The sequence below is a fragment of the Citrobacter sp. 21OH12SH02A-Citro genome, from assembly GCF_027919895.1.
Lineage (GTDB): Bacteria > Pseudomonadota > Gammaproteobacteria > Enterobacterales > Enterobacteriaceae > Citrobacter > Citrobacter braakii.
The window spans coordinates 3,519,285-3,536,547 of record NZ_CP114801.1 but is presented as its reverse complement, the minus strand read 5'-3'; the positions used below and the strand labels follow the sequence as shown (position 1 = coordinate 3,536,547).

Annotated in this window: 29 protein-coding genes, 1 tRNA gene and 1 pseudogene; 11 read left to right on the top strand and 20 right to left on the bottom strand. The window is 48.5% G+C overall.

What is annotated here, in order from left to right:
- Position 1 precedes the first annotated feature (1 nt).
- Together fimH and sfmF are read left to right on the top strand one after the other, a co-directional pair.
- Positions 2-1,009 (top strand): type 1 fimbria D-mannose specific adhesin FimH, encoded by a 1,008-nt coding sequence (fimH, locus tag O6D90_RS17310; RefSeq protein WP_016155910.1) that lies wholly within the window; start codon positions 2-4, stop codon positions 1,007-1,009.
- Entirely contained in the window at positions 1,002-1,538 is a 537-nt protein-coding gene (gene sfmF / locus O6D90_RS17305) for a fimbria assembly protein (protein WP_016155911.1), read from the top strand. Before fimH ends, sfmF begins: the two co-directional genes overlap by 8 nt.
- A gap of 49 nt (positions 1,539-1,587) precedes the next feature.
- Here the strand turns inward: sfmF and fimZ are convergent, their stop codons facing one another.
- From fimZ to fimW, 3 genes are all read right to left on the bottom strand, one after another.
- Positions 1,588-2,220 (bottom strand): fimbria biosynthesis transcriptional regulator FimZ, encoded by a 633-nt coding sequence (gene fimZ / locus O6D90_RS17300; RefSeq protein WP_016152131.1) that lies wholly within the window; start codon positions 2,218-2,220, stop codon positions 1,588-1,590.
- Positions 2,221-2,807: 587 nt separating this feature from the next.
- Positions 2,808-3,530: a fimbria biosynthesis regulator FimY gene (gene fimY / locus O6D90_RS17295; protein ID WP_016155912.1), complete on the bottom strand. Its 723-nt coding sequence runs from the start codon at positions 3,528-3,530 to the stop codon at positions 2,808-2,810.
- 385 nt (positions 3,531-3,915) lie between these two features.
- The gene (gene fimW, locus O6D90_RS17290; protein ID WP_016155913.1) at positions 3,916-4,509 is read right to left on the bottom strand and encodes a fimbria biosynthesis transcriptional regulator FimW; all 594 of its coding nucleotides are present in this window, start codon (positions 4,507-4,509) and stop codon (positions 3,916-3,918) included.
- Between the two features lie 36 nt (positions 4,510-4,545).
- Here fimW and O6D90_RS17285 point away from each other — a divergent pair, with 36 nt between their 5' ends.
- Both O6D90_RS17285 and O6D90_RS17280 read left to right on the top strand, forming a co-directional pair.
- The gene (locus O6D90_RS17285; protein WP_016152134.1) at positions 4,546-4,725 is read left to right on the top strand and encodes a hypothetical protein; all 180 of its coding nucleotides are present in this window, start codon (positions 4,546-4,548) and stop codon (positions 4,723-4,725) included.
- Between the two features lie 39 nt (positions 4,726-4,764).
- Positions 4,765-4,841 (top strand) — tRNA-Arg (locus O6D90_RS17280).
- Positions 4,842-4,856: 15 nt separating this feature from the next.
- On the opposite strand, the gene O6D90_RS17275 is transcribed toward O6D90_RS17280, so the two are convergent.
- From O6D90_RS17275 to O6D90_RS17195, 16 genes and pseudogenes are all read right to left on the bottom strand, one after another.
- Positions 4,857-6,020 carry an integrase gene (locus O6D90_RS17275; RefSeq protein WP_271143176.1) on the bottom strand — a complete coding sequence of 388 codons (1,164 nt, stop codon included), beginning with the start codon at positions 6,018-6,020 and terminating at the stop codon, positions 4,857-4,859.
- 161 nt (positions 6,021-6,181) lie between these two features.
- Positions 6,182-6,247: pseudogene (locus O6D90_RS17270) on the bottom strand (helix-turn-helix domain-containing protein); the annotation flags it as partial.
- Positions 6,248-6,249: 2 nt separating this feature from the next.
- Complete coding sequence (locus O6D90_RS17265) at positions 6,250-6,585, bottom strand: hypothetical protein (protein ID WP_425476440.1); 336 nt, start codon at positions 6,583-6,585, stop codon at positions 6,250-6,252.
- Between the two features lie 107 nt (positions 6,586-6,692).
- A complete protein-coding gene (locus O6D90_RS17260) occupies positions 6,693-6,929 on the bottom strand; it encodes a hypothetical protein (RefSeq protein WP_271143175.1) in 237 nt (78 codons plus the stop codon).
- Positions 6,930-6,937: 8 nt separating this feature from the next.
- Positions 6,938-7,177 (bottom strand): DUF4222 domain-containing protein, encoded by a 240-nt coding sequence (locus O6D90_RS17255; protein ID WP_271143174.1) that lies wholly within the window; start codon positions 7,175-7,177, stop codon positions 6,938-6,940.
- Between the two features lie 198 nt (positions 7,178-7,375).
- Entirely contained in the window at positions 7,376-7,588 is a 213-nt protein-coding gene (locus O6D90_RS17250; protein ID WP_206167328.1) for a TraR/DksA family transcriptional regulator, read from the bottom strand.
- Positions 7,589-7,590: 2 nt separating this feature from the next.
- Positions 7,591-7,815 (bottom strand): hypothetical protein, encoded by a 225-nt coding sequence (locus tag O6D90_RS17245; RefSeq protein ID WP_233623885.1) that lies wholly within the window; start codon positions 7,813-7,815, stop codon positions 7,591-7,593.
- Positions 7,812-8,363 (bottom strand): phage N-6-adenine-methyltransferase, encoded by a 552-nt coding sequence (locus O6D90_RS17240; protein WP_271143173.1) that lies wholly within the window; start codon positions 8,361-8,363, stop codon positions 7,812-7,814. The genes O6D90_RS17245 and O6D90_RS17240 overlap by 4 nt, the downstream gene beginning before the upstream one ends.
- Positions 8,360-8,818 carry a hypothetical protein gene (locus O6D90_RS17235; protein ID WP_271143323.1) on the bottom strand — a complete coding sequence of 153 codons (459 nt, stop codon included), beginning with the start codon at positions 8,816-8,818 and terminating at the stop codon, positions 8,360-8,362. The genes O6D90_RS17240 and O6D90_RS17235 overlap by 4 nt, the downstream gene beginning before the upstream one ends.
- 315 nt (positions 8,819-9,133) lie before the next feature.
- On the bottom strand, positions 9,134-10,006 hold the full coding sequence (locus tag O6D90_RS17230; RefSeq protein WP_271143172.1) for an ATP-binding protein: 873 nt from the start codon (positions 10,004-10,006) through the stop codon (positions 9,134-9,136).
- A gap of 262 nt (positions 10,007-10,268) precedes the next feature.
- Positions 10,269-10,484 (bottom strand): DUF551 domain-containing protein, encoded by a 216-nt coding sequence (locus tag O6D90_RS17225; RefSeq protein WP_271143171.1) that lies wholly within the window; start codon positions 10,482-10,484, stop codon positions 10,269-10,271.
- 133 nt (positions 10,485-10,617) lie between these two features.
- On the bottom strand, positions 10,618-10,776 hold the full coding sequence (locus O6D90_RS17215; protein WP_271143170.1) for a hypothetical protein: 159 nt from the start codon (positions 10,774-10,776) through the stop codon (positions 10,618-10,620).
- Positions 10,773-11,282 carry a hypothetical protein gene (locus O6D90_RS17210; protein ID WP_271143169.1) on the bottom strand — a complete coding sequence of 170 codons (510 nt, stop codon included), beginning with the start codon at positions 11,280-11,282 and terminating at the stop codon, positions 10,773-10,775. Before O6D90_RS17210 ends, O6D90_RS17215 begins: the two co-directional genes overlap by 4 nt.
- Before the next feature lie 174 nt (positions 11,283-11,456).
- On the bottom strand, positions 11,457-11,615 hold the full coding sequence (locus O6D90_RS17205; protein WP_271143168.1) for a hypothetical protein: 159 nt from the start codon (positions 11,613-11,615) through the stop codon (positions 11,457-11,459).
- 46 nt (positions 11,616-11,661) lie between these two features.
- Positions 11,662-11,823, bottom strand: coding sequence for a hypothetical protein (locus O6D90_RS17200; protein WP_181638300.1), 162 nt, complete (start codon positions 11,821-11,823; stop codon positions 11,662-11,664).
- Positions 11,824-11,879: 56 nt separating this feature from the next.
- Positions 11,880-12,302 (bottom strand): hypothetical protein, encoded by a 423-nt coding sequence (locus tag O6D90_RS17195; protein ID WP_271143167.1) that lies wholly within the window; start codon positions 12,300-12,302, stop codon positions 11,880-11,882.
- Positions 12,303-12,572: 270 nt separating this feature from the next.
- Here O6D90_RS17195 and O6D90_RS17190 point away from each other — a divergent pair, with 270 nt between their 5' ends.
- Entirely contained in the window at positions 12,573-12,797 is a 225-nt protein-coding gene (locus tag O6D90_RS17190; protein ID WP_271143166.1) for a hypothetical protein, read from the top strand.
- Positions 12,798-12,828: 31 nt separating this feature from the next.
- Here the strand turns inward: O6D90_RS17190 and O6D90_RS17185 are convergent, their stop codons facing one another.
- Positions 12,829-13,545 (bottom strand): XRE family transcriptional regulator, encoded by a 717-nt coding sequence (locus O6D90_RS17185; protein ID WP_080096709.1) that lies wholly within the window; start codon positions 13,543-13,545, stop codon positions 12,829-12,831.
- A gap of 110 nt (positions 13,546-13,655) precedes the next feature.
- On the opposite strand from O6D90_RS17185, the gene O6D90_RS17180 reads away from it, so the two are divergent.
- The 6 genes from O6D90_RS17180 to O6D90_RS17155 all read left to right on the top strand — a co-directional run bounded on the left by O6D90_RS17180 (position 13,656) and on the right by O6D90_RS17155 (position 17,244).
- Entirely contained in the window at positions 13,656-13,874 is a 219-nt protein-coding gene (locus tag O6D90_RS17180) for a transcriptional regulator (RefSeq protein ID WP_080096710.1), read from the top strand.
- A 145-nt stretch (positions 13,875-14,019) separates the two neighbouring features.
- On the top strand, positions 14,020-14,304 hold the full coding sequence (locus tag O6D90_RS17175) for a CII family transcriptional regulator (protein ID WP_117343701.1): 285 nt from the start codon (positions 14,020-14,022) through the stop codon (positions 14,302-14,304).
- 38 nt (positions 14,305-14,342) lie between these two features.
- Positions 14,343-14,510: a hypothetical protein gene (locus tag O6D90_RS17170; protein ID WP_168188477.1), complete on the top strand. Its 168-nt coding sequence runs from the start codon at positions 14,343-14,345 to the stop codon at positions 14,508-14,510.
- Positions 14,497-15,576: a replication protein gene (locus O6D90_RS17165; RefSeq protein ID WP_271143165.1), complete on the top strand. Its 1,080-nt coding sequence runs from the start codon at positions 14,497-14,499 to the stop codon at positions 15,574-15,576. Before O6D90_RS17170 ends, O6D90_RS17165 begins: the two co-directional genes overlap by 14 nt.
- Positions 15,573-16,946 carry a replicative DNA helicase gene (locus O6D90_RS17160; protein WP_271143164.1) on the top strand — a complete coding sequence of 458 codons (1,374 nt, stop codon included), beginning with the start codon at positions 15,573-15,575 and terminating at the stop codon, positions 16,944-16,946. The genes O6D90_RS17165 and O6D90_RS17160 overlap by 4 nt, the downstream gene beginning before the upstream one ends.
- The gene (locus O6D90_RS17155) at positions 16,930-17,244 is read left to right on the top strand and encodes a hypothetical protein (protein WP_271143163.1); all 315 of its coding nucleotides are present in this window, start codon (positions 16,930-16,932) and stop codon (positions 17,242-17,244) included. The genes O6D90_RS17160 and O6D90_RS17155 overlap by 17 nt, the downstream gene beginning before the upstream one ends.
- Positions 17,245-17,263: the final 19 nt, after the last annotated feature.

Here is a 17,263-nt window from a genome sequence, read left to right as displayed (position 1 = left end):
GATGAAACGACAAACGGGTTTGTTACTGGGAAGCGCTTTACTGCTGATGGCCCATTCGTCCTGGGCGACGGTCTGCCAAAACTCGAATGGCACGCCAACGGATGTTTTTTACGATCTGTCGAATGTCTTCAACAGTAGTAACAACCAGCCGGGACAGGTGGTGACGTTACCGGAAAAATCTGGCTGGGTTGGCGTGAATGCCACCTGTCCGGCCGGGACAACGGTAAATTACACCTATCGAAGCTATGTCACTGAACTTCCGGTTCAAAGTACCGAAGGCGGCTTCCAGTATCTGAAGCTCAATGACTACCTGCTGGGGGCCATGAGCATAACCGATAGCTATGCCGGGTTATTTTATCCCCCACGTAATTACATTCGCATGGGGACTCACCCTAACGTACCTAAGCAGCAGCCTTTTGGCGTGATGGATTCAAAGCTGGTGTTTAAGCTCAAAGTGATCCGCCCGTTTATTAACATGGTGCCGATTCCGCGGCAGACGATGTTCAGCGTCTATGTCACGACCAGTACCGGAGATGCGCTAAGCGTGCCGGTTTATACCATCAGCTACAGCGGCAAGGTGGAGGTTCCACAAAACTGCGAAGTAAACGCCGGGCAGATTGTTGAGTTTGATTTTGGTGATATTGGCGCATCGCTGTTTAGCAAGGCAGGAGCGGGAAACCGGCCTGAAGGCATCAATCCGCAGACCAAAACGGTAGCGATAAAATGCACCAACGTCGCTGCTCAGGCCTACTTAACCATGCGTGTAGAGGCCGAGAAAGCCACCGGGCAAATGATGGTATCTGACAATCCCGATTTAGGTTTTATTGTCGCCGACAGCAGCGGTAAACCGCTGACGCCCAATAATCTGTCCAGCACTATCCCGTTTCAACTGGATGATAACGCCGCGGCGAGCGTGGGTATTCGAACATGGCCGGTCAGCGTGACGGGCAATAAGCCCACCGAAGGACCTTTTACAGCCCGTGGCTATCTGCGAGTGGATTATGACTAACAAGCAAACGCCAGCCGCAGGGAAACGCCTGGCAATGGTGTGCCTGCTGACATTCAGCTCGTTGTGCCATGCCGCTTCGTCGCTGGGAGAAATCAATATTGAACTGCGCGGAAACGTGGTGGACTTTACCTGCGCGGTAATTGCCAGCGACAGCAATAAGTCGGTGGAGCTAGGCACCTGGTCGACCAAGCAGCTTCAGACCAGCGGAGATACTACTCAACCGGTCGCGTTTACGCTGAAGCTAGAAGGCTGCCCGCCGGGTTCCGCTTCGATAACGTTTTCCGGAACTCCGGCCCCGGGCACGACGTTGCTGGCGCTTGATGATGCGGTGATGGCGCAAAAGGTGGCGATCGAACTGCACGACAGCGACCGTACGCGATTGCCGCTCGAACAGGCCAGCCAGACGGTGGGGATTGATGAGAACGGCAATGCCACGCTGACCTTTTTCGCAAACTATATCGCGTTAGCTGCTGGGGTTCAGCCTGGCATTGCCAGGGCTGATGCCACGTTCATGATTAACTATAACTAATCAATGCGCTAACAAAACACTCCCGAACGAAATCTCGCCGGGAGTGTTATTACATTAATTCATGCATTTTTGCGTAATCGATCAGCTCAACGATGGTGTGCAACCCGAGCTTGGAGTAGATATTAGCCTTGTGAGCGCTAATCGTTTTATTGCTGAGTAACAACTGCTCAGCAATTTCCTTATTGGATAGCCCGTTTGCCAGATAACGCAAAACGGTAACTTCACGGTTAGAGAGCGGCATGTCATGTAAGACGCCTTTTTGTGCATTTATATTGTTAATGAAATTAAGTGTATCCGAAGGAAAAAAGGAATATCCCGATAAAATCATTTTTACCGCATTGTAGATATCATTGAGATCCTTTCGTTTACTGACAAACCCATTTGCACCGGCCCGGATAGCACGCCCGGCATAAAATGACTCGGATTTTGAGGACAGAAACAGTACCCGAGTTTTCTCCTGCAATGACTTTATTCTTTTGAGTAATGTAAACCCATCAGAACCAGGCAGTTCAATATCCAGGATGACAAGATCGACAGGGTACGTGCGCAGGTGTTCTATTGCCGTACGGCTGTCATCGGTTTTCAACACTACCTGAATATTACTGTTTTTCTCGAGTAGTACTTCTATCGACATTCTGACAATAGGGTGTTCGTCCATAATGATAACGGATGCTGGTTTCATTGTTGTATGCCTCAAACTGTTTGCGTATCTTGCGAATTTGATAAAACATCAGGCGTTATAATATTGTCAAATAGCCAAGAATTGTTCTGAGGGAGAGCCGAATAAATATTATTTCATCCTTGTTTATTCGGTTGTTCTTCTGCAGAACAATGAATTTGTGGAAAATCCATTTCACACCGGGAAAACTAACAATTAATCAGGAAACTGTGGGGATTATACCTGCTCTGCTCATTCGGAAAAGACTTACAACATCCTGGTTGTTAATGTCAGTTAGGATATTCTGAAAGATCCAGATGTGTTAATGACTATTGGTATTATTTATCTGTGGTTCGAATTATGGCAGATTGAAAATTTTTTTTAAACAGTAAAAACGACACAATAAACCAATTGTTTAGGTTTTGTTAAGGCTGCAATAGGACTATTTTTTATTGAAATGCACAGGATCAGTAAGGTTAAGTGTGAGTGTGCCTCCAGGCATAATACCAGGAATAGTTGTAAATATTAAATATTTGTAAAAATTAGATCTTTTTTCTTATTCAATAATAAGTAATTTCCTAAAAAATCTTATAGCACAATGAGTTATGGTGTTAAATTAAATGGGGAGAGGTAACGTTGAGACGGTGTATCAGATGCAAAAAACGCTGCCTGCTGGGTAATCCAAGGCGCGTAATCAACTGGTTCAGGCGATAGATGATGCGGTGGTAGGGTTGTTCCTGTAACAATGCAATATTTTTTAAGGAGTTACCCTGCAATAGTAAGGTAATCAGCTCCCAGTCGAGCTGATTTATACGCCTGGAATGAATATAGTTAAGAACCGGAGATAATAAGGCATGGCGCATCTCGGGGAGGCGCAAATTGCGTGGCAAGATATAAAATGGACCGGACAGTGAAATAAATGTAGTGAGGTCTTCATCGCGACTGGAAAGCATTATGAAGATTTGGATGTCATTATGCTTCTTAATTAGCTGGCGCAGGCTTTCAAGTATATCGAAATAAGGGATTGTTAAGCTTTCAATGTCAATCACTAACTGGCTTATTACCGGCTCTTGCATGCTGAGCAAAGTCGATTCAACGCTCTGGAAGATCGCCGTGCGAGTACCTGAGAATAAATGTCGACTCAGCGCATAGGCCAGATAGTAGTCTGTCGTAATTATCGCCTGAGATATAGTGCCGTCCGGTAAGGTGTATTCGAGTTTTTGCGCCAGATACTCGATCCGGTCAAATACCTGTGAGGTACAGTGGGGAAATTGCCAGCTACAGTTAGCGTTTCGTATACGGCGATAGCGGTCCCGGCGTTTTGCACTGTGCATCCTTTTCCATTCCATTTCTGTTGCGGCAGGTCTGGATAAATTGCTGACTACAGGCATCCCTGAACCAAACTTTTGTCAGCGCAAATGTGAGTTGACTTGTGCCGTTGGGTTTCAGTGCTTCAACAATCATCAGACTGGCAATTGCGTACTCCATCAGAATAATCTGCCGGAAGTTTTCTGATGTCTTACTCAATGCCCAAAAGATCGTTTTATCCAGTTCAACCTCTCTCTGAGATTAGATAAAATATTACCGGGTGTGTCTTTCTGTTACCCCGGAAATAGTATGGCCGGATTATTCTCGCAGCCTGAAGCCAGGTACAGTAGGAGCCGATGCTTAATCGATGATGAGATATTTCTCAATAAAAATTAGGCAGAGACACCCCGTCTAATTTTGCAGAAAGTTCAGATGTGCGCGGATGTATCTTAAGAATTGCTGATCGTTTTTCACATGCAGCTTTTTCATAATGCTGCGGCGGGTCGCTTTGGCCTGGATATCACTGACTGAGAGCAGATGAGCCGTTTCGGCTAACGTATACCCGCTGGCGAGAAACATTAAGAACTGGCGTTCTTCGATAGAAAAGTTGCGGGTGGTGCAGTAATGGCAGATAGTCGCGGGCACGCTAGTGCGCAGTGCGCGTTTTTGCAGGATGAGGACCAGTTTTTTGGTTATCTCGTCGACGTCATCTTCCCGATAAATCAGTGGCAACATGTACAGGCAGGGGCGGAACATCAGCTTATCTTTGTCGTTTTTGCTACAGATGACCACCCGGTGTTGGCGCCTGGTATGGACAGGAACCATGTAACAATCGGCGCTGAGCCAATCTTCATCCAGTGAGATAAACGCGATTTCAGCGCGATCGATATCTTCGACAGGTAAAAAGCTAATCTCCTGATGCCACTGATTTGCCAGATGGGAGATGATGATTTTCAGTCCATGTTCGAAGTGACTGTTTTCTTCCTTGATGGCGATACTTAACATTAAAGAGTTCCTGACCACTGGAGAGGGGATAAAAGAATGTTAAGCAAAATCATAAATATTCTAAATACATGTATCCCTAAATCTGACGTTTTGCGGGCTGAGTTGTTACCAGGTGATTTCCTGGATACCTTTGAACGAGCAGAAAAAATCAACATTCGTACACTTCGCCAGCAACCGAAACAAAAGGCATTGACTCAGCAAGCACTGACCGTATAATTCACGCGTTTCATCTGCATGAAGTAATCACTTCGCAATGCGCCCTTAGCTCAGTTGGATAGAGCAACGGCCTTCTAAGCCGTAGGTCGTAGGTTCGAATCCTACAGGGCGTACCATTATATTTCAGCAACTTACTCATTTTCTGCAAGTTCCTTATTTTCCAGATGGGACATATTTGGGACATCATTACTAAAAATCGAGTCGATTTGCTTCGCGTGTTCCGTTAAATGATTCGGCGCAAGGTGAGCGTACCGGCGCACCATCTCGATGCTCTCCCATCCTCCCATTTCCTGCAGAACAGAAAGCGGAACTCCGGACTGAATTAGCCAACTAGCCCACGTGTGTCTCAGATCGTGGAAGCGAAAATCCTCAATTCCCGCCCGGCGACAAGCTGCATTCCATGCCCGCTGATCATCGACGCGCATCTTTCTGACTGTCGGTGTCTTTGAGCCATCAGGACGGATGCCTTCTTTCGTATGCACGAACACCCATTTATGATGCTTACCAATCTGGTCACGCAAAACCTTACAGGAGGTGTCGTTCAGCGCTACGCCAATAGCGCGATTTGACTTACTGTCTTCCGGGTTAACCCAGGCAACTCGACGCTGCATGTCGATCTGCTGCCACTCCATATTGATGATATTAGAACGGCGTAGGCCGGTTGCCAGCGCAAACTTAACAACCGACTTCAGCGGTTCCGGACATTCATCAATCAGCCTTTTCGCCTCATCAGCCTCAAGCCACCGGACGCGCTTATTGCGTACCGATGGAACCTTGATCACCGGCGCTTTCTCCAGCCACTTCCAGTCACGTTCTGCCGCCCGCAGGATTGCCTTCATCAATGCCAGATGCTTGGCCTTGGTGGAGGTGGTGACCGGTTTAGCTGAATATACTGGCGCTGGTTCTCCGTTCTTTTGCGCCGCGGCAGCCTTGATTTTCCATATCTCAAGTTGCTTGCGGTTACTCATCTTGTTCACTGCTGAGTAAATCTTTTGCTCGGTCACGTCCTTTAACCGGATCCCCTCAAAATGCGCCAGCCAGAAAGCCATACGGCTGCGATCATCTTTCAGTGATTTCTTCTCTGCCTTTTCCTCCAGCCATCGCATGCAGGCATCATCAAACGTTACGTCAGGGAAATCGCCAAGCCGGTCTACTCGCCACAATTCAGCTTTGCGCTTGTCATGTAGCTCAGTAGCGAGCCGCTTGTCGGAAGTCCCAAGGCTTTCCTTAATTCGCTTCCCGCCCGGTGTCGAGTAGGACGCGTACCATATTTCACCTCTGCGGAAGAGTGACATTGTTTTTCCTCTGTTATGCCATCACCCGCGCTCACGGCGACAGTATGCAGCGGAGAGTTAAGCGCCGCAATGCAGGCCTGTCGTGTGGTGAGGTAAGGGGATTTAGGTTTTGCGGGGTCTTTGCGGGTTGCTTGTAGTCGGCCTGAGCGGATCCAGTTGGTGGCTGTAGGTCTGGATATCTGAAGAAATGCGCAGGCCTCATCGAGTGTGAGGCTGTGTGATTTCATGGTTACTCCAGTTTTAATCCCGGTATTTTACCTGCACTGATTTGGTCATAGATAAAGAGAGCGTCGCTGTGTCTTGGATCGTTGCCGTAGTCAACCTTTACTGATGCTATAAGCACATTCTTTATTGCCAATACCGTTTCATTTCTCTTTTTCATCTCTCTGTCTTTTTTGATCTCAGAAAGAATTCCCGCGCATTCAAGACACACATGGATTTTGTTTTTACACTCAATCATTGATGCTTTACCGAAATTGCCACCACACAGAGAGCAAAGATCTTCTGGGTCTGGTTGGTACGTCTGAAATCCAATTATTGATGTTGGTGCTGACATGTTAGGCATGGTTTACTCCAGGCAAAAAGAACCCGGCACTATGGCCGGGCAAATGGGGGATAACGTGGCAGTGCATTCGCACCCAATAGCCAGCTCATAACTGGCTATCAGTTGCGTCAGTCGTCTTCATCGTCCCACCAATCTTCGTCATCACCTTCGTGACAATCAGAGAAAAGCGGATTGGTTGCAGATAGCATGTCACTGGCTGATCCGAGGCGTTGAAGTCGGCGTAGCGCCTCATATAATTCGAAGGCCTCAGTTCTCTCATCGCCTATTTCTAGAGAGCAAGCTACCTGATGAGCCTCTGGAACTAGCTCGGCTAACTTGTTGCGAATATCCTGAATGGTGCTCATATCTCTCCTCATGCCGCCCGCATAGCGCGGAGGCGTTTTAAGTGTTCTGCTGTTTCTATTTCTTCGGCGATCCGCTCGGCCTGTGCTTTGGTCAGCGGCTCGAATTCATGCTGAAAGCGGCCCATGCTGGAAATGCAGGTGCGACCGTTGCGGATGTAGTGGATGACTTCGTGAGTAGCGCGGATGATTTTGCAGGGCGCGCCGTGGGGATCGGCGTACCAGGTATTAGGCTGGATTATCCTGAACATTGGCTAACTCCTGAGTGCGCTTTAATTCCTCTCGGTATGCTGCAACCTCTCTCGCTTTCCTTTTCTGTCTCGGTGATGGCTTTGCGTGTTCCCATACAAATGGGTAATTACTTCCCCAAACCAGCCAGCGCCTGTTGCTTATCCGATAAGTGTCTCTGATATGAACACCAAGCAAGCGCCTTGCTTTGCGATTATTCATCACATCCTCCGATTCCGCTTTTCTTCATCTTCCTGACAACTAACGCACTTCTTACAGCCAGGAAACGCATCTCTACGTTCAGGAATTAGCGGATCACCGCATTCCTCACAGTGCGTTGCTGATACTGCTGAGTGGTTTAGTCTGTGCATGCTCAGTGCTGCGTCACGCTGCAAATCTTCAAGCGTTGATGCGTTATCGATAATGTCAGCCATGGTCAATGCTCCCGAAACTGTTTGTTGATCATCCCAATGGTGTAAACGAACAATAAAAAAGGGACTCCAAGTCCCTTTATCTTCTCGTAATGTTTCGCCAGAAGTGGCCGGCTGACAGAGTCAAACTTCGGCTTAGGCTTCTGTGCCATCGCAGCTTTCAGTTCGTCGTTGCAGCGCTTGGCAGTAGCTCGCAATGCGTTCTCCTGTTCGATAGTCATCTTCTTCATGCTGCCTCCCGTCGAGCGAGAAGTTTCGCCCCGAAAGCCATCAGCTCGTCCCGGTCCACAGTTGCGAAGAGGCAGTGTGTACGCGGGTACGGTCGCCAGATGATGAGCATCGATCCTTTGTTGTTGCCGCTTACCGGTTTACCGGTGGCCGGGTTGATGAATGCCAGACGCCCAGCGGTGATGAAGCGAACTTCGCTGGCTGTCTCGATAGCCTCACGGAACCAGCCAACCGAAGTATCAGCAGGAACCAGCATGACAGTGCCGATCTGGTTCTTGCTCTCCGCTGCAGCTTTTTTCACAAACGGCGTGATGTCGCTGTAAGGTGGGTTTAGCCATGCATAACCTGGAATGTTGAGGTAATCGGTCCACGGTGTTTCCAGCGTGTTCTGCTCGGCCGTGATGAACTTACGGCACAGCGCGTTATATGGCGCTGCGGCTGCGTCCAGTTGAAAGCAGAATTCAGCATCCAATGCTGCGAAGAGTGCCGGTGGTGTGCGCCAGAGGTCACGCTGATCTGCTGGCGTGTTGCTGCCGGTATAATCGGTCATGAATCCTCCCTCTCCGGATCGTTAACATCCCATCCATTCCGCTCAATATTCACCTGCAGCCGCTTATCTCCGACCTCTTCGATACTCCGACCGGTAATCTCTGCTACTTCTGCGTTGGTGTAGCGCATGAGAATCGCTAACTCTTCCGTTGACCATTCACGCATAGTTAATCCTCCGGAGCGGGCCAGAGCGTTACGCTTGCTTCTGACTGAGTAAATGGATCGACCGGTTGCTTTGGCTATCTCTTCCTCTGAGAACCGACCAAAGAGATGAAGTTCGGCTGGCGTCCATGGTCTGCCGGTCATCTTTCTGATAAGTGGTGCGCCGATGCGTGACGCCTGGCGAGTGATTGCCGATTCGGAACGTTCAAGCTTTTCTGCGATAACATGAACCGGCATTGTTCTGCCAACGTCATGCAGGAACAGGTTTTCCCACGGTTGCCAAAGTTCGCTCATTGGTTCTCCTTAAGCCGATACACACAGCCGCCGATCGTTCCGTTTCCCCATTCCTCAGCGACAAGGTGTTGTTGTATCTGGTCCAGCGCCGGGCCTGAGATGAATGTTTGTTGCATCTCTAAGTTAGGTGCCCATCCCTCGTAATATGGCTCGTGGTAATTGAGGGTGATTCCTTCTGAGTGGCTTAGTGCGCCTGCTGAAGTTTTCCATCTATGGAACGCAGTGATATTGTTCCGAGCGTCCTTGCGCAGAATGCTGAGGATAGTTTCTGGAGTCATGGTGAATCGGCCCTTAGGCCGCCTACTTGTAGGTTGGTTATGCAGATTCAGTGTTAGGAGAGAAATCTAGCTTCCTGCTGTCGTAAACTTCTTTTGCTTTTGCCTGGTATTCAGTGCCACGAAGAGTTATCCATGCTTCTTCGAAAAGAAGTTTCAGTGTCTCCATGTCTGGTGCATTTTCTGCATCAGAGACAAACTGCTTAAGTGCCTCTTCGTGTTGGTTGATTCCAGACTCAAGCCAGTCAAGCAAGCGCTTACCAGTGTCTTCTCCGAGAATTACCGGATCCGAGTTTGAGAACAATTTGGTACGGTCTTTACTGGCGATCGCATGGTGCGTTTCGTGGGCTATGTCCAGCACAGTAGTGAACTCGTATTCAACGCCGTCACGCTGCTCTGATTTCATGCCAAGCTTGGCGACCTTCTTGCGGCCGTTCTCTTCTACCTGGGCTGTTTCAGTCTTGCTGCGCATGGTTGCGATGATGTGCATAGGCGAACGCAAAATTGCATCGAGGAAAAGGCGATGACGAGGGTTAATTTCGCTCCAGGCTGACCAACTATTGCCGCGGTATTTCGCCTTGGCGATTGTGTCTACCAATTCCAGGCATCCGCCGACACCTCCCCATTCGTGGGTGATACTGTCGAGGATAAGCGTTTCATACCCGGCATCTTCTGCTGACTTGATCGCCTCAATGAAGCGCTCCGGAGAGAATGGCGGATCAAGTTCAAGTACGTCAAAGTCAGCGATATCTGAATAAAGTGAAGCGCTGCCTTTCTCTGTGTCGATGAAAGCTATTTTTCCGCCAATGCCTTTTGCTACCAACAATGCGCTATATGTTTTTCCAGATCCGCTTGGCCCGGTAAGTGCCAGCCGTAGCTTGGCTTTCTTTCTCATGGCTTTTTCGAATTTCATGATGTTTACCTTTTTAGAACGGGCATCCGCCCAAGAAATAACGCTGATTAAGAACCTCGATTCTCGACAAGTTCAGATGTGCTCTCATTCCATTGCGATCACCTTTATGGCGATACCAGAGAGCTTTCTGTGTGCTGAGTCGTCGTTGCAATTGACTATCTTTCACTGTTCTAGCGAGAGGCATGATTGACTCCTGAAATTTGGTTGTGCGCTTCCCGTCTGCGATAGCCGGACGAGTAGGGGGAATGGGGCGGGGGATTAATTATTCTTCTGGAGGAGCAGGAAGCGGCATCCAATGAGTAACAAAGAAAACATTATCATCAAAATCGCTCATCCCTTCGTCGCAGTTGGTATCGCAATCCTGAAATTTATTGCTCCATTCAGGGTCGTACCAATCCGTAACAACTCCAAAAGATGATGAAACAAGATATCGACCTTTAATATCTGGTCTGGAATCTTCTTTTTTTATCCATTCCATAATCATTTCCTGTGCCACGGAAAACCAATTGCCGCCTTCATATCGTTGTAGGCCGACATCCACATCACCGAATCACCTATAAATCTGGCGATTAGCGCTTTGTTCTGAGCTGCACGAAGCATGTTGTGATTAATCATGATTTACCCTCCACCTGCTGCAATAACCCGGCAATGTGCATCTGCCAGAGGTTCATTGTGATTTTCTCGCGAGGTTTATCGACTGATGAGAGTTGCCACTCGTTGTCGTTGAGTTTTGATGCGTGGTACTGCTTGCCGTTGTGGGTGACTGTCATGATGTCTCCCGGGCTTTGGCATTTGCCGCATTGATGGCGTCAATGTTCATCAGGCAGTAGATAGCGCATTCAGCGTCGTAATCACTCAACCCGCCGCTTTCCAGCTTATTAAGTGCGGTGACAGTTAAGCCGATCTTGAAGCAGATAGAGCCGTGCTTAGGGCCATATCCATAACGATGATCTTCACGCTGATCGCTCCATTGGGCGTAGTTTTTTGTGCCAAAATAACGCTCGCTCAGGCGGGTGAACCCGGATGCAATGTCGTTAATCGCATCTTCAACACACCCGCGCCGCTCCATGCTTTGCTTCGGCTCTCCGAAATTAACGATCGTCATGCCATGCTGGACCATCTCAACCGTAAGGCCTTTATTGGCCTGGTTGATTCCTTCAGACACGGCAATCAGCTCTTTACCGATGCGTGAGGTGTCATCAACAAACTTCGCCTTCAACTGAGCCAGTTCGGCTTCAATTGCCATTTTCTTTTTGGTCAATTCGATAAGAGTCATAATCATCTCCGCGCTTAAGCCGCGCCGCTGAGCTAAAGACCTCTGCATGAAAAAGCAATTTATGCAGACTTATTGGTAAGCGGTGGATAGCCGCCATTCATAACTAAGCGTCCTCTGAGAAGCCGCTGAGGTATGAGCAATAAAAAACCCGCCGGAGCGGGTCTTAAATTTCAGTCAGTCTTTGATGAACTCATCCGTTACAACCGATCGCTCCCCCGAATACAGGACAGCGCCGCCAACTTCAACGACGATAACTGCATGTGGATTAGCGTTATCGTTTAGCCATTTGATAAGCGGCTTAACTGCTTCTTCGAAACTTTGACTCCCTTCCATCGCCTTACCCTCTGTTTGTATCGTGAGCTAATAAAAAGGCCGCCAGTTAGGCAGCCTGTTTAATTTCCAGATTTTTCAACGTTGCTCCAGCTATCCACGCCCAGTACATCCAGTGGTCACGCGCATCGCCTTCATCTTCTGCTTCAATAATCCGATCGAACTCTTCGTCATTCCACTGACCGGTACATCGAAATCGATTACCTTCCATTGCCTCACCTCATAAGTTAATTAACGCGCCGTAACCGATTAAATCAGCGGCGTATTTTAATCTGATGTTTTTTCTTTCAACATTACTGACCAGTCCTCTGTCTTTTCAGTAAAGTAAAGAAAAAAAGCCTCGTCATCATCTTCGCTTCTTGATGAAATCAGCAGATTTAGAAAAAGCTCAAGAGCATTGACTTTTATTTGCCACTTTTTCGCCCTTGCAATGTCATGTGGGCATAAAGTTTTTATAGCGATTGATTGGCTATATTTCAGTGTTCTGGTGCTGCGCCTGTACGCTTCAAGAATTGAAGCAAGGGACTTTTCACTTACTATGTTTATGAAGTTATCGTTAGGTGAAAAATACGTATTTTCGTGCTCTCCGATTTTCATATTTACCTCGTTGTAATTTGTGTGCTTTGTTGAAACATTTTGTGGTGCGGTGCCGGGTTGCTTATCTTCCTGGTTACTGTCTGGCAGTTGCATTTCACCGCACTACAAAACATTCCGTTTGCATCCAATTGCCGTTCATCCTGAACCCGCCTGGTGCCCGACGTATGGTTTACTGTCGCGCCGTTCGACTGACCGAAACGCTGTGTTGTTTCGATGGGTTAAAGATAACCTTAGTTATGGGTAATGGCAATAACCTAATTTATAATTATCATCACAAAAGTTATAAATACATGATAACTAAATGAATTTATTTTTGTAAAAAATGGGTGATATGCTCATAAAAACATCAATGAGGGCTTTGTTATGGGGTTAGGAATGGATATGGGGCGGGATGAGCTATTGGAAGATCGCGCAGCGTTCATCGCTGGAGAGATCGGTGGTGCGGTTGTTGAGTTGATTATCGGCGGGGTAGTGATTGATAGGGATGCGATTGTGGATAGCCTGGAGACCAAGAGGAAGACGGTGGGTAATGTTATTCACAAGGGGTTGCTGAGAGATGCTGCTGAGTTCGTGAGGAAAGGGCAGTAAAAACCCGGCATGGTGCCGGGTCGATTACTATCTACAGCAATACAGAGTACCAAAACACGCGACCAATGATTTCCACGTCGGCCTCGTTAGCCGTCTCATCTTCACGGTTAAAGCTGCGTATAGTCAGCATCCCGCCTGGATTGCGATATAGCTGTTTTATTCGCTTCAGCTTATCGTCTCCCCCTCCTGGCTGGGCGATCGCATAAAGCTTTCCATCAACTATGCGCTTATTATTCGTGTCTACTGCAACGGTTGTCCCGTCTGGTATTACTGGTTCCATGCTGTCACCGGTTGCCGGGAAGCATAGAACACCAGAACCATCGCTATTGGCTCCAACGCGACGCAATGTTGCTTTTGAGAATCTCAACTTAAAACCGTTGTGATCTTCGCTATGCACGCGCCCATCACCACATGCAAACTCGATATCCTTAAGGAACGGCACTTCAACCTCATCATCTGGTAGTGGCGTGTTCTTGTCCCAAGCGTCAACTGATCCCCATTCGCTTTCCGGTGGAATTGAAGAATCTTTATTGACTTCATAACGCATATCACCAATGCCTGAACTAAGCCATTCCGGCCTTACTTTCAGCGCATGAGCAAGCTCAACCATCTTGCGGCTGCCGTTTGTTTTCCCCGATGTCATCTTCTGAATTGCTGGTTGGGATATACCCACCATTTCAGCCAATTGACCCTGAGAAACCCCCGCGGCTGTCATTGCCGCATTCAGTCTTTCTGCGAATGTTTTCATTTCACCAATATATAACCGAGGTTATGCAGAGTAAAATAACAAAGGTTATGGACATTCATCATAACTTGAGTTATCTTTTCATTAATCCAGTAATCGGATAGGAAAAATCCATGAACTTAGTTATTCAACGAGCTTTGAAAATCGTTGGCAGCCAAAAGCGACTTGCAGATGTCTGCGGTGTCAGCCAGCCAGCGGTGCACAAATGGCTGAATGGCGGTTCTGTCTCACCAGAGAAGGTGAATGCAATCGTCAATGCCACAGGTGGCGAGATTAAGGCGCATGAAATCAGACCTGATCTCCCTGAGTTGTTCCCTCATCCGGCGCCATAAACCGCCTGATGTACCACCAGTAATAACCGAACGGCCCGGTATATGGTCGGGTGCCCGGCGTGGTCAAGGTTGACTGTCAATGGTGCACGATAAAAAGAACAAACATTTATTAATTAACTATTTCACACCAAAGGAATTATCACAGATGGATAACACAACTACCCGAAACAAAACTCAGGCTCGAAAAATCGAGTCTTGGATCCTGAATCAGATTGCCATGCGTGGCTCCACTAACGTAGCCAAAGCGCTGGGTATGGATAAGTCAGGCATTACCCGCTGGAAGGAAAGCATGTTGCCGAAGCTGTCGATGCTTCTTGCTGTTCTGGAGTGGGGCGTTGTCGATGACGACATGGCCCGGCTAGCGAAAGAGGTTGCTTCAATCCTCAAAAATGAAAAGACGCCCAGCTGCGGTAACAGTCTGGACGCCTAAAAGCACTGTGTCATGTCAACAAAGTTGCAGGAGTAATTATGGCAAAGCGTAAGCAGAAATACCAGGAAAATGAGGAGCGTCGCTATCCTGATTCACCTGACGGGCTGATTGTTGCTGCATCAAAGAATCAGGCGTTCGCAGAGCGCCTTGTTGGAGTAATCCGGATCGCAATGGCTAAGGCAGGGGTGAAGCATGGGCGTCGTTAAGCAATTAGCAGACTACAGGCCATCACTGGAGGCCGTGGAGCGTCAGGTGGCAGATCTCGATGATGGTTACGCCAGACTATCAAACATGCTCCTTGAGGCTTATTCAGGCGCCGATCTGACAAAGCGACATTTTAAAGTGCTGCTTGCCATTCTGCGCAAAACCTACGGTTGGAATAAGCCAATGGACAGAATAAGCGATTCGCAACTTAGCGAGATAACAAAGTTGCCAGTCAAGCGGTGCAATGAAGCCAAGTTAGAACTCGTCAGAATGAACGTTATCAAGCAGCAAGGCGGCATGTTCGGACCTAATAAAAACATCTCAGAATGGTGCATCCCTCAAAGTGAGGGGAAATCCCCTAAAACGAGGGAGAAAACATCCCTCAAAATGAGGGAGTCGTATCCCTCAAAACAGGGGGACACAAAAGACACTATTCAAAAGAAAGAAAAACAAGATCCCCCTAAATCCCCCGAGGGGGAAAACATGCTCGCTCAGGAAGTGATGGATTACTTCAACGAGCTGACCAAAAGCCGCTGCTCAAAACTGGCGCCATTTGAAAAAGTTCTCTCCACCGTGAAAAGCAAAGGTGAGTGCTACACAGCTGAAGAGCTGAAGCTGGTTATCAGATGGGCTCATGTGAACTGGAAGCACAGCATCAAGCCGGAGAACATTTGCCGCATGACACGCTTCGATGGCTACCTGTCAGACGCTTTGCTTTGGGCTGATGAGCAAGGCAGCAACCCGGCAGCATGCCCACACAACGAAATAATCTCTCTCTGGAATGACAAGTTCCCGGCTAAAGCGGTTTCACAGCATGAGTGGAACCGGCGCCGACCTGCCTACCGAGATCTTGAAGCGGTATGGAATGGCAAGACGAGCCAGGGGAACTGGCGAGAGCTAAAACATATGAGCAGGGCATTCGACCTGATCGGCAAATCCTCTCTGTTCACCAACAAGCATGGTGAATCCTGGCTGACTTTGGACTGGATACTCAATCCGAAGAACTGGGGCTCAGTCTACGAGCAAGCCATCAACGAACACCGCCAGCGCAAGGGAGTTACTGCATGAGCCGTTTTATCGATCTCTACGCAGAGAAGTCAGTCATCGGTGGAATCATGCTGGCAGCCAGCAAGCCGGAAGGTGCTGACGCAGCCACAGATGCCATCGAGGGTATGGGTGAGGAACATTTCACCGTAAGGCCTCACAAGCTGATTCTGGGCGCTTACAAGCGACTTAACGAAGCAGGAACACCAATTGACCTGCTGACGCTTACCGATGAGCTTGAGCGCACTGGTAATCTGGCAGAAGCCGGAGGATTTGCCTACCTGGCTGAATGCAGCAAAGACACGCCATCATACGCCAATCTGTCGGCCTACTGCGAGAAGCTTCGTGAATTAGCTACTGGGCGCCGGATGGCGTTAATCCTCCAGGCCAGCCTTCAGAAACTATCAGAACCAACATCTGACTCACTGAGAGACATCATAGGCGCCATTCAGGCCGACGTATCAGGTATTGAATGCCAGGACGAAAGCGGAACAGAGCACATCACTACCGGAATCGACATGTCCCTGGAGACCATCCAGTCGATCATCAGCGGTGATATCTGGAAGCACAAAACAGAGCTTGGAATGGCAACCATCGACAATGCGTTTGGCGGGTTCAACAACACGGATTTCATCGTGGTAGGTGGTCGTCCTGGAATGGGTAAAACCATGTTCAGCACCACAGTAACCGAGACAGTAGGCCTGAAAAATAAAAAGCCGGTCCTGTTCTTCAGTCTGGAAATGCCAGTAGAGCAGATATCCGAGCGCGTCGCTTTCCACCGGGCCCGAGTGAGCAAAGAGGATTTGCTCAGCAAGCAGAGCGGCGTAATGGATGGCGCCTGGGGTAAAGTTGGTCACTGCATGAAAGACTTTATCGACTCACCAATTTACATCAACGACAAAAGCTCTCTCAGCGTCCATCAGGTACGCGCAGAGGCACGTCGCATGCACAAGAAGCTCGGTGGCCTCGGTGTGGTTATCGTCGATTACCTCCAGAAGATGCGCATGTCAGATCCGGAGAACATGAACCGCAGCGTTGGTGAGATAGCCACCGGCCTAAAGAACCTGGCTAAAGAGTTGCGATGCCCGGTAATCGCTTTGGCGCAGCTCAACCGAAATCTTGAGCAGAGAGCCAACAAGCGTCCGGTTGCAGCCGACCTACGAGAATCCGGCGTAATTGAGCAGGAGGCAGACGTGATTTTCATGGTGTATCGGGATGAGAAATACAACCCCAACACCGAACTGAAAGGCATCACGGAAATTATCTGCGTCAAATCTCGCCACGCTCCCGGCGCCGAAAAAACCTATCACTTCAGCAGTCGCTATTCCGGTCTGGATCCGGTGGCGTTTACGCATAACGAACAACAGGAAATCGACAATGACTATGAGTGCTAATGACGAAGGATTGAATACTCGCGAGGTAATCGAAAAGCATTACCCGGAGTTCCCTGAAACCATCCTCCACGCCGAACTATGCCGGGCATGTGCTCGCGTAGACGGTCGCAGCATCAAGCAGTCGCTTAAGGCCTTTGCTATGGCTCGTATCGAAAAGGTTGAGAGCAAGCCACTTAAAGGCGCACTGGAGCAGATGGCATCCAGCATGTTTCCAGAGACAGAAATAGCCCGTATTCGCGCCTGTGTAGGTCGCATGGAGTCGGCGCTGGTTAAGACATTCGGAGTGAAGCGAGCATGACTGAACCTTACATAGCAGA

Bases quoted from the DNA above. Each gene is read 5' to 3' on its own strand.
- fimZ (WP_016152131.1), bottom strand. From the start codon at position 2,220: ATGAAACCAGCATCCGTTATCATTATGGACGAACACCCTATTGTCAGA.
- O6D90_RS17205 (WP_271143168.1), bottom strand. From the start codon at position 11,615: ATGGAAGGGAGTCAAAGTTTCGAAGAAGCAGTTAAGCCGCTTATCAAA.
- O6D90_RS17185 (WP_080096709.1), bottom strand. From the start codon at position 13,545: ATGAAAACATTCGCAGAAAGACTGAATGCGGCAATGACAGCCGCGGGG.
- O6D90_RS17225 (WP_271143171.1), bottom strand. From the start codon at position 10,484: ATGGAATGGATAAAAAAAGAAGATTCCAGACCAGATATTAAAGGTCGA.
- O6D90_RS17250 (WP_206167328.1), bottom strand. From the start codon at position 7,588: ATGGCTGACATTATCGATAACGCATCAACGCTTGAAGATTTGCAGCGT.
- fimH (WP_016155910.1), top strand. From the start codon at position 2: ATGAAACGACAAACGGGTTTGTTACTGGGAAGCGCTTTACTGCTGATG.
- O6D90_RS17260 (WP_271143175.1), bottom strand. From the start codon at position 6,929: ATGAGCACCATTCAGGATATTCGCAACAAGTTAGCCGAGCTAGTTCCA.
- O6D90_RS17230 (WP_271143172.1), bottom strand. From the start codon at position 10,006: ATGAAATTCGAAAAAGCCATGAGAAAGAAAGCCAAGCTACGGCTGGCA.
- O6D90_RS17240 (WP_271143173.1), bottom strand. From the start codon at position 8,363: ATGACCGATTATACCGGCAGCAACACGCCAGCAGATCAGCGTGACCTC.
- O6D90_RS17255 (WP_271143174.1), bottom strand. From the start codon at position 7,177: ATGTTCAGGATAATCCAGCCTAATACCTGGTACGCCGATCCCCACGGC.
- O6D90_RS17210 (WP_271143169.1), bottom strand. From the start codon at position 11,282: ATGACTCTTATCGAATTGACCAAAAAGAAAATGGCAATTGAAGCCGAA.
- O6D90_RS17155 (WP_271143163.1), top strand. From the start codon at position 16,930: ATGACTATGAGTGCTAATGACGAAGGATTGAATACTCGCGAGGTAATC.
- O6D90_RS17285 (WP_016152134.1), top strand. From the start codon at position 4,546: ATGTTAAGCAAAATCATAAATATTCTAAATACATGTATCCCTAAATCT.
- O6D90_RS17215 (WP_271143170.1), bottom strand. From the start codon at position 10,776: ATGACAGTCACCCACAACGGCAAGCAGTACCACGCATCAAAACTCAAC.
- O6D90_RS17195 (WP_271143167.1), bottom strand. From the start codon at position 12,302: ATGCAACTGCCAGACAGTAACCAGGAAGATAAGCAACCCGGCACCGCA.
- O6D90_RS17170 (WP_168188477.1), top strand. From the start codon at position 14,343: ATGGCAAAGCGTAAGCAGAAATACCAGGAAAATGAGGAGCGTCGCTAT.
- O6D90_RS17190 (WP_271143166.1), top strand. From the start codon at position 12,573: ATGGGGTTAGGAATGGATATGGGGCGGGATGAGCTATTGGAAGATCGC.
- O6D90_RS17265 (WP_425476440.1), bottom strand. From the start codon at position 6,585: ATGCCTAACATGTCAGCACCAACATCAATAATTGGATTTCAGACGTAC.
- O6D90_RS17175 (WP_117343701.1), top strand. From the start codon at position 14,020: ATGGATAACACAACTACCCGAAACAAAACTCAGGCTCGAAAAATCGAG.
- O6D90_RS17180 (WP_080096710.1), top strand. From the start codon at position 13,656: ATGAACTTAGTTATTCAACGAGCTTTGAAAATCGTTGGCAGCCAAAAG.
- O6D90_RS17235 (WP_271143323.1), bottom strand. From the start codon at position 8,818: ATGAGCGAACTTTGGCAACCGTGGGAAAACCTGTTCCTGCATGACGTT.
- fimY (WP_016155912.1), bottom strand. From the start codon at position 3,530: ATGCACAGTGCAAAACGCCGGGACCGCTATCGCCGTATACGAAACGCT.
- fimW (WP_016155913.1), bottom strand. From the start codon at position 4,509: ATGTTAAGTATCGCCATCAAGGAAGAAAACAGTCACTTCGAACATGGA.
- O6D90_RS17200 (WP_181638300.1), bottom strand. From the start codon at position 11,823: ATGGAAGGTAATCGATTTCGATGTACCGGTCAGTGGAATGACGAAGAG.
- O6D90_RS17275 (WP_271143176.1), bottom strand. From the start codon at position 6,020: ATGTCACTCTTCCGCAGAGGTGAAATATGGTACGCGTCCTACTCGACA.
- O6D90_RS17160 (WP_271143164.1), top strand. From the start codon at position 15,573: ATGAGCCGTTTTATCGATCTCTACGCAGAGAAGTCAGTCATCGGTGGA.
- O6D90_RS17165 (WP_271143165.1), top strand. From the start codon at position 14,497: ATGGGCGTCGTTAAGCAATTAGCAGACTACAGGCCATCACTGGAGGCC.
- sfmF (WP_016155911.1), top strand. From the start codon at position 1,002: ATGACTAACAAGCAAACGCCAGCCGCAGGGAAACGCCTGGCAATGGTG.
- O6D90_RS17245 (WP_233623885.1), bottom strand. From the start codon at position 7,815: ATGAAGAAGATGACTATCGAACAGGAGAACGCATTGCGAGCTACTGCC.